General features: G+C 59.5%; 8 protein-coding genes and 1 rRNA gene. 6 read left to right on the top strand and 3 right to left on the bottom strand.

All coding sequences use genetic code 11. From position 1 onward, the window contains the following. From QUG01_RS11725 to ilvA, 3 genes are all read right to left on the bottom strand, one after another. Positions 1 to 171 (bottom strand): 16S ribosomal RNA (locus tag QUG01_RS11725); the annotation flags it as partial. Between the two features lie 432 nt (positions 172 to 603). Beyond that, entirely contained in the window at positions 604 to 1251 is a 648-nt protein-coding gene (locus QUG01_RS11720; protein WP_500830302.1) for an HAD family hydrolase, read from the bottom strand. Positions 1252 to 1292: 41 nt separating this feature from the next. Then, positions 1293 to 2822: a threonine ammonia-lyase, biosynthetic gene (gene ilvA, locus QUG01_RS11715; protein WP_500830301.1), complete on the bottom strand. Its 1530-nt coding sequence runs from the start codon at positions 2820 to 2822 to the stop codon at positions 1293 to 1295. A gap of 203 nt (positions 2823 to 3025) precedes the next feature. Here ilvA and QUG01_RS11710 point away from each other — a divergent pair, with 203 nt between their 5' ends. The 6 genes from QUG01_RS11710 to QUG01_RS11685 all read left to right on the top strand — a co-directional run bounded on the left by QUG01_RS11710 (position 3026) and on the right by QUG01_RS11685 (position 7876). Beyond that, on the top strand, positions 3026 to 4171 hold the full coding sequence (locus tag QUG01_RS11710; protein WP_500830300.1) for a D-alanyl-D-alanine carboxypeptidase family protein: 1146 nt from the start codon (positions 3026 to 3028) through the stop codon (positions 4169 to 4171). 72 nt (positions 4172 to 4243) lie between these two features. Further along, positions 4244 to 4513 carry a YbeD family protein gene (locus tag QUG01_RS11705; RefSeq protein WP_500830299.1) on the top strand — a complete coding sequence of 90 codons (270 nt, stop codon included), beginning with the start codon at positions 4244 to 4246 and terminating at the stop codon, positions 4511 to 4513. A gap of 16 nt (positions 4514 to 4529) precedes the next feature. Further along, positions 4530 to 5153, top strand: a complete 624-nt coding sequence (lipB, locus tag QUG01_RS11700) for a lipoyl(octanoyl) transferase LipB (RefSeq protein WP_103321919.1) — start codon at positions 4530 to 4532, stop codon at positions 5151 to 5153. Then, positions 5150 to 6097 (top strand): lipoyl synthase, encoded by a 948-nt coding sequence (gene lipA, locus QUG01_RS11695; protein WP_103321920.1) that lies wholly within the window; start codon positions 5150 to 5152, stop codon positions 6095 to 6097. Before lipB ends, lipA begins: the two co-directional genes overlap by 4 nt. Positions 6098 to 6891: 794 nt before the next feature. Continuing rightward, on the top strand, positions 6892 to 7266 hold the full coding sequence (locus QUG01_RS11690) for a hypothetical protein (RefSeq protein ID WP_500830298.1): 375 nt from the start codon (positions 6892 to 6894) through the stop codon (positions 7264 to 7266). A 265-nt stretch (positions 7267 to 7531) separates the two neighbouring features. Beyond that, positions 7532 to 7876 (top strand): hypothetical protein, encoded by a 345-nt coding sequence (locus tag QUG01_RS11685; RefSeq protein ID WP_500830297.1) that lies wholly within the window; start codon positions 7532 to 7534, stop codon positions 7874 to 7876. Positions 7877 to 8064: the final 188 nt, after the last annotated feature.

The following is an 8064-nucleotide window of genomic DNA, read 5'->3' as shown; positions in this document are numbered from 1 at the left end:
GTATTAATCCGGCTTTCGCCGAGCTATCCCCCATTACACGGTACATTCCGATGCATTACTCACCCGTTCGCCACTCGCCACCAGGAGCAAGCTCCCGTGCTGCCGTTCGACTTGCATGTGTAAAGCATGCCGCCAGCGTTCAATCTGAGCCAGGATCAAACTCTTCAGTTCAATCTCATAGCAAATTTTCTGGCACGCAAGTTCAAAGAAATAACTGGTATTTCCTATCTCTTGCAGTGCAAGTGTTTGGCTTTCGCCAAGCACTTACACCTATCGGTTATTCGTTCTGTTAAAGAGCAGTGCCGGACGCTGTTTTCGTCGCACCGGAAACCGTTTCGTTTCCGCTGTTTCGTTCGCTGCGTCAGCTGAGGAGGCGAACTATACGCCCGGGCCTGCGCCTCGTCAACACCTTTTGCGAGAAAAAGTGAGCAACGGCGGGCCTGCCAGCCTGAAAGTCCACGTAAGTGACTGACGGAAAAAACGATATGAAAACAGACTTTTTTGCAGCACGCCCCGGCCGTGCCGCCCAAACCGCCCACACGCCATGAAAAACGGGCCGGCATTGCTGCCGGCCCGTTTAATCTTTCCCCACTGCTTCGATGCTTATATATGGTCTAGCAGTTGCAGCGGGTGGTCGATATCGACATCCGCCCCCCACTGCTCCGGCTTATCCTCTGCCGAGAAATAACCCCAGTTGACCAGGACGGTCTTCATGCCGACCGCGCGACCCGCCTGGATATCGCGCTCGGCATCGCCGACATACATGCAACTCTGCGGCTCGATGCCGATTTGCGCAGTGGCATGCAGCATCGGCCGCGGATCTGGCTTGGCTACGCCGACCGTATCGCCGCTGACCGTTACTGCCGGCGGGATGGAAAAAGGCAGCCACGGCACCAGCCGATCAGTGAAGCGCATAGACTTATTCGTGATAATGCCCCAAGCCAGGCCGCGCCGATCCAGCTCCGCAATCAGCTCGTTCACACCTTCGAATAAAGTCGTCTCTTCCGCCAGATTGGCATCGTACAGATCCATGAAGCGCACTCGCAGCGCCTCCATCCGCTCCGAGTCCAGATCCGTGCCGAAACCGAGCTTGACCAGTCCGCGCGCACCATGACTCGCCACTGGCCTTATGGCCTCATAAGGCTGCGGCGGCATGCCCTCCTCCGCCAGCAAACGATTCAACGCCGCGCCCAGGTCGCGCGCGGTATCGGCCAGCGTGCCGTCCAGATCGAATAACACTGCCTTGATCATGATCTCAACTTTAAACATTTATATAAGAACGTATTGCACCATCAACGGATGGTCTTGCCAAGAAACAGCCGGTACGCCGGATTGTCGGTTTCTTCCATATAAGGATATCCCAGCGTATCGAGGAATTGCTGGAAGGCAGCGGCGTCGCCCGACGGCACCTGAACGCCCACCAATACGCGGCCATAGTCGGCGCCGTGATTGCGGTAGTGGAACAGGCTGATATTCCAATCGATGCGCATGGATTCCAAAAAGCGCATCAAGGCGCCGGGACGGTCCGGGAACTCGAAGCGCAACACTCGCTCATCCTTCAACTGCGGCGCATGCCCACCCACCAAGTGGCGGATGTGCAGCTTGGCCAGCTCGTTGTCCGTCAAGTCGATGCCGTCGAGCTCCTCCGCGCGCAAGTCGTTCAGCAACTTCTCCACATCCTCGCGGCCGGCGATCTGCACCCCGACAAACACATGCGCCACGCTGGGGTCGGCAAAGCGATAGTTGAATTCGGTGATGTTGCGGCCACCAATCACCGAACAGAAGCGCTTGAAGCTGCCCGGCTTTTCCGGAATGGTGACGGCGATGATGGCCTCGCGCCGCTCGCCCAGCTCGGAACGCTCCGACACATGGCGCAGACGGTCGAAATTCATGTTGGCGCCGCAGGAGATGGCCACCAGTGACTGGTCGCGGCAGCCCTCGCGCTCGACATAAGCCTTGGCGCCCGCCACCGCCAGCGCGCCGGCCGGCTCCACGATGGAGCGGGTATCCTCGAAAATGTCCTTGATCGCCGCGCAGATGGCGTCCGAATCGACCAGAATGATCTCGTCCAGCAGCTCGCGGCAGATGCGGAAGGTTTCCTCGCCCACCAGCTTGACCGCCACGCCGTCGGCGAACAAACCCACGTCTTTCAGCTCGACCCGCTCGCCCTTCTCTATAGACTGGCGCATCGCGTCGGAATCCACCGGCTGTACGCCTATGATCTTCACGTCCGGCTTCAGCCGCTTGATGAAGCTGGCCACACCGGCCGCCAAGCCGCCGCCGCCGATGGCGACGAACACGGCGTGCAGGTCGTCGGGATGCTGGCGCAGAATTTCCATGCCCACCGTCCCCTGGCCGGCAATCACGTCCGGATCGTCAAACGGCGGAATATAAGTACGACCGCTTTCCTCAGCCAGCTTTACGGCATGCAGATACGCCTCATTGAAGGAATCGCCGGACAACACCACCTGGCCGCCACGCTGCCTGACCGCATCTATCTTGATCTGCGGCGTGGTTACCGGCATCACGATCACCGCCTCGCAGCCCAGCTTGCTGGCAGACAGCGCCACGCCCTGGGCATGATTGCCGGCGCTGGCGGTGATCACCCCGCGAGCGCGCTGCTCCGGCGTCAACTTGGCCATCTTGTTGTAAGCGCCGCGCAGCTTGAAGGAGAACACCGGCTGCAGGTCCTCGCGCTTGAGCAAAATGCGGTTGCCGTAACGGCGGGACAAATTGGGCGCGAGCTCCAACGGCGTCTCCACCGCCACGTCGTAAACCCGTGAAGTCAGAATGCGTTCCAGATAATCATGCTTGTCGCTCATGGTGATGCCTTGGTCCCTGGTAGTTTCTTGTATTTGAACTGCCAGAGTATCAGGAACTCCAAATCTGCGGGAGGCTGGCCGCGCATTCTTTGCTGCATTGCAAAACCCCAGAATGTCGGACAGCCTTTTTCGGGCTGCGGCCCTCGCTGCAGCGTGTATAATCACCGGCTACTGTTTGTGACCCCTTGCAAGCCCACTCCAACATGAAAACAATCACTTCTGCCCTGGTGGCTGCCGCTCTGGCGCTGCCGTCTTTTGGTTTTGCCAGCACCGCTTTTGTGCCGCCCGCGCCGGAAATCGCCGGCAAGGCTTATTACTTGATCGACTACAACAGCCAACAGGTTCTGGCGGCCCGCGATCCCGATTCCCGCATCGAGCCCGCTTCGCTGACCAAGCTGATGACGGCCTACCTGACCTTCAAGGCGCTGAAAGAGAAACGCCTGACGTTGGAACAGACGTTGACGGTTTCGCAGCGCGGCTGGAAGACCGAAGGCTCGCGCATGTTCCTGGACCCGAAAGTCCCGGCCAAGGTGGAAGACCTGATCAAGGGCATGATCGTGCAATCCGGCAACGACGCCTGCGTGACGCTGGCCGAAGCCATCGCCGGCAGCGAGGACGTATTCGCCCAAGTGATGACGCAACAGGCTCTGAAGCTGGGCATGAAGAACACCCAGTTCAAGAACGCCACCGGCCTGCCGCACGAAGGCCACTACACCACGGTGCACGACCTGGGCATCCTGGCCGCGTCGTTGATCCGCGACTTCCCCGAGTACTACCCGATCTACTCGATGAAGTCGTTTACCTATAACAACATCCAGCAGCCCAATCGCAACCTGCTGCTGTACCGCGACCCGAACGTGGACGGCATGAAAACCGGCTACACCGACACCGCCGGTTACAATATGGTGACCTCCAGCCACCGCGATGGCCGCCGCGTGATTTCCGTGGTCGTCGGCACCGCCAGCCCGGAGGCGCGCGCGGTGGAAAGCTCCAAGCTGCTGAACTACGGCTTGCAATTCTTCGACACGCCCAAACTTTATGCAGCAAATGCCCGCGTATCGGACGTTTCCGTGTACAAGGGCGACGCCAAGGTGGTGCCGGTAGGCTTCGCCAGCGATGTCTACGCCACCGTGGCCAAGGGCCAGGCCGCCAAGCTGAAAGCCGACATGACCACCACGCAGCCGCTGATCGCGCCGATCAAGGCCGGCCAGGTAGTGGGCAAGCTGGTGGTTTCCCTCGACGGAAAGCCACTGCTGGAGCGTCCGGTGGTAGCATTGAAGGCGGTGGACGAAGGCAACTTCTTCAGCCGCCTGTGGGACAGCCTGAAGCTTCTGCTAGGCTGGAAGTAAAAGCAGCACCGTAGTTTGCAGCGCCGCGGCCTGTCCGCGGCCTGCTGTTTTGCAATTCAAGAGTAGCCAGACATGTCCAACGAAAAACAGGAATTGATGGAATTCCCCTGCCGCTTCCCCTTGAAGATCATGGGCGAGCGGCATGAGGCATTCGTTTCCACCATCACCGAAGTGGTACGCATCCACGCCCCGGATCTCGCCGAGATCGACGTGGTGCTGCGCGAAAGCTCGGGCGGCCGCTTCTATGCGCTGACCGTCACCATCACCGCCACTTCGCGCCAGCAGTTGGACAATATTTATCTGTCTTTGACCGGCCACCCGATGGTCAAAATGGTCCTCTAAAACGCCGGGAGTTCAGGTGCCACGCATCATCAAACATCTGGGCCGGGTCGATTACGAACCGACCTGGCGCGCCATGCAGGCCTTCACCAACCAGCGCGACGAGCACACCGCCGACGAGCTGTGGGTGGTGGAACACCCGCCGGTATTCACCCAAGGCCTGGCCGGCAAGCCGGAACATCTGCTGCAGCAGAACGACGTCCCGGTGGTGCAGACCGATCGCGGCGGCCAGATCACCTACCATGGCCCCGGCCAGCTGGTGGTCTATCTGCTGATCGATTTCAAGCGCATGCACATCGGCGTGCGCGACTTGGTGCGCCACATCGAGCAAGCCGTCATCGACATGCTGGCCGAACAAGGCATCGCCGCCAATGGCGATGTCGATGCCCCGGGCGTCTACGTCGATGGCGCCAAAATCGCCTCGCTCGGCCTGCGCATCAAGAACGGCGCCGTCTACCACGGGCTAAGCCTGAACGTGGACATGGACCTGACTCCGTTTAGCTGGATCAATCCTTGCGGCTACGCCAACCTCAAGGTAACCCAAATGAAGAATCTGGGCGTCAATCTCACGGTCGCCGAAGTAGCCGACAAGCTGCTGCCGCACCTGGAACGCCACCTGAGCATAAGCAAGGAGACCGCATGAAGCCGGACAACCAGGCTGGGGTGAAGCACAAGGGCGCGGCCAAGACCGCCCGCATCCCGATCAAGATCGTGCCGCTGGAAGAAAAGCTGAAAAAGCCGGAATGGATCCGCGCCAAACTGCCCAATGGCCAGCGCTTCCACGAAATCAAGCAAATCCTGCGCGAGCAAAAGCTGCACACCGTCTGCGAAGAAGCCACCTGCCCCAATATCGGCGAATGCTTCAGCAAAGGCACGGCCACCTTCATGATCATGGGCGACATTTGCACTCGCCGCTGTCCGTTCTGTGACGTCGGCCACGGCCGCCCTAACCCGCTGGACCCGAACGAGCCGAAGCACCTGGCCGAGAGCGTGGCCGCGATGCGCTTGAAGTACGTGGTGGTCACCTCGGTGGACCGCGACGATCTGCGCGATGGCGGCGCCCAGCACTTCGCCGACTGCATCAATGCCGTGCGCGAACTGTCGCCGAACACCCAGATCGAGACCCTGGTGCCCGACTTCCGCGGCCGCCTGGACATCGCTATCGACATTCTGACCGCGCACGCTCCGGATGTGATGAACCACAACCTGGAAACCGTGCCGCGCCTGTACAAACAGGCCCGCCCGGGCGCCGACTACGCTCACTCGCTGCAGCTGCTCAAGGACTACAAGGCAAAGAACCCGAATGTCCGGACCAAGTCCGGCCTGATGGTGGGCCTGGGCGAAACCGACGAGGAAATCCTCGAAGTCATGCGCGACCTGCGCGCCCACAATGTGGACATGCTGACCATAGGCCAATACCTGCAGCCGTCCGACGGCCACCTGCCGGTGCTGCGTTATGTCCACCCAGACACCTTCAAGATGTTCGAGGAAAAAGCCTACGAAATGGGCTTCGTCCACGCCGCCGTCGGCGCGATGGTGCGCTCCAGCTACCACGCAGACGTTCAGGCGCATGAGGCTGGGGTGTAAGCGGCTTTAAAGTCCCATACTCAACACAGGCAAAGGGGCGTCCATGGACGCCCCTTTCTGTTGCCGCCCCTGCCCGCAATTCAAAAGTCCATCCGGATCCAGGAGCGCGCCTGCTTGCCATGGCCGCGCCAAGCGACTATGAAATCTCTTTCCCTCACGGCCGCATGTCAAATGATTTAACTCGGCGAATATTCTGCCTCGGCTGCTGAATTGCCAACATTATCCCGATATAAATACAGTTTTATTTGATAAAACGGCAAAACCGGTTTATAGTGGCATTGTTATTAATTTTGCAAAGGCAAACCGTGGACAACGACGGTTCTAGTCGATCTTCGATCGCAGTAAGCCTTGCAGGATAAACAGTAGACCGAACTCTCTTCTCTCTGCCGCATCCTGCAAGACAGGATGTGGTGTCTCAAAGTCGATTCCCATCGACAGCAGCATACCGACCAAGATTCGCAGTACGCAGCCCGGATGGCGAGCATGCCATGCACGCCCCTGCGGTAACTGTTTGCTTGGTCGCGCCTGACACCCCCATCGATAGATCCAGCACCCGTATTGATTGTTTGCGCAGCTTTCGTTTCGCACAGGAGGTTCCCATGCCAGAAGAACCAGAACCGCGAGCGGATGCGACGCATCTCTGCATGGCCGGCTGACTCCCTCAACTTGGGAATAGCCTGATTGCAGTTGCGCCATATACGCTCGCTTAGATATTGGACAATCATTCCCTTATTTCGGTTATTTAAATCGAAAGGGGCGGCTATTACCTGTTGAATAATAATGGGGGATTCAACATGCAAACCCTGAAATTCTTCCACCTGCTCAAATTCTTTCATCGCAGCCAAGCTGCAGACTGCGCGGAATTCCGCCTGAACATTGTTTGCGAAAATAACGTGATTACCGCGCTGCGCAAGCGTTTGTTCTGGGAAATGCATGATCTGGGGCTGCGCGCCTCGCAAGTCACCATCGGCCCCGACAGCCAGGACAACCAATGCAAACTGTCCGTCATCCTGAGCTGCCCGCTGATCCGCCGCCAGGACCTGGACGATATGGCGCTGCGCCTGAGCCAATTGCCGGAAATCCGCCGCGTGCACTGGGGTCGTCGACTGACCAGCGCCCCGGCGCAGCATCGCTCGCTGTTCCCGGCCAATCGCGCCAAAGCGGCCTAAGCCCATAACGGGAAGGCGGCAGATAACCGCCTTCTATTGACTGACCCAAGCCACCCAAACCCAACCATGCCAGAAGAACCCGGACCGCAACCCCTGACGATCCGCTAAGGCACTGCTCCCCTCCTCGTAAGCGTCGGGACATGCCGTACGCGGCCATGCACCGACACGCCCATTCCGTCGCCGCCTTTGCCGGCAGCGCGGCTTGGCTGTTGCCACGCGAACCCCGCCGGCACATTGCCGGCATGTTCCTACGCAGGAGCTTACGATGCAAAACCTGTTCACCAGCCCACGCCAGCAACAGATCTATCAGCTGTCCATCCTGTGCCCCTCGATGTCGCTGGGCGTCGCCCGACGCGAAATCCGCAGCCAGGCGCAAAAGCATGGTTTGCGCATCCAGCAATGGCTGGAGCAGCCGCAACCGGCCAGCCAGGGCGCCAGCCATACATTGGCGCCCTGGCTGATCAGCGCGGACTTCCGCTGCGGTTCGGAAACCTGCATGCACTTCCTGCAAAGCATTGCGCAAAGGCTGGCGACGCTGCCGCTGACCCGCGTCAAGCTTGATTGCCTGTCGGCGTCCACACCCGCCATGGGAAGGTACGCCGACCGTTAAACCCTCACCCAATCAACCCAGGGCCGGCGCCTGCGCCGGTCCGCATCGTCCATGCAGGAGCAAGCATGCCATAGATTCAACGCACCTTGAATGAGATGCCATCCGCTGGGGAGTTCGCATAGAGCTCCCCAGCGGGCGGCAATGTTCTCTCGCTTTCTCAGCCTGCTCCTGATCCCTTCCCATGCATG

The organism is Chromobacterium sp. CCUG 76385 (genome assembly GCF_059916625.1).
This window is presented reverse-complemented; position numbering and strand designations above follow the sequence as displayed.

Excerpts from the sequence above, each read along its gene's own strand:
- ilvA (WP_500830301.1), bottom strand. The coding sequence starts at position 2,822 with ATGAGCGACAAGCATGATTATCTGGAACGCATTCTGACTTCACGGGTT.
- lipA (WP_103321920.1), top strand. The coding sequence starts at position 5,150 with ATGAAGCCGGACAACCAGGCTGGGGTGAAGCACAAGGGCGCGGCCAAG.
- QUG01_RS11705 (WP_500830299.1), top strand. The coding sequence starts at position 4,244 with ATGTCCAACGAAAAACAGGAATTGATGGAATTCCCCTGCCGCTTCCCC.
- QUG01_RS11720 (WP_500830302.1), bottom strand. The coding sequence starts at position 1,251 with ATGATCAAGGCAGTGTTATTCGATCTGGACGGCACGCTGGCCGATACC.
- QUG01_RS11690 (WP_500830298.1), top strand. The coding sequence starts at position 6,892 with ATGCAAACCCTGAAATTCTTCCACCTGCTCAAATTCTTTCATCGCAGC.
- QUG01_RS11710 (WP_500830300.1), top strand. The coding sequence starts at position 3,026 with ATGAAAACAATCACTTCTGCCCTGGTGGCTGCCGCTCTGGCGCTGCCG.
- QUG01_RS11685 (WP_500830297.1), top strand. The coding sequence starts at position 7,532 with ATGCAAAACCTGTTCACCAGCCCACGCCAGCAACAGATCTATCAGCTG.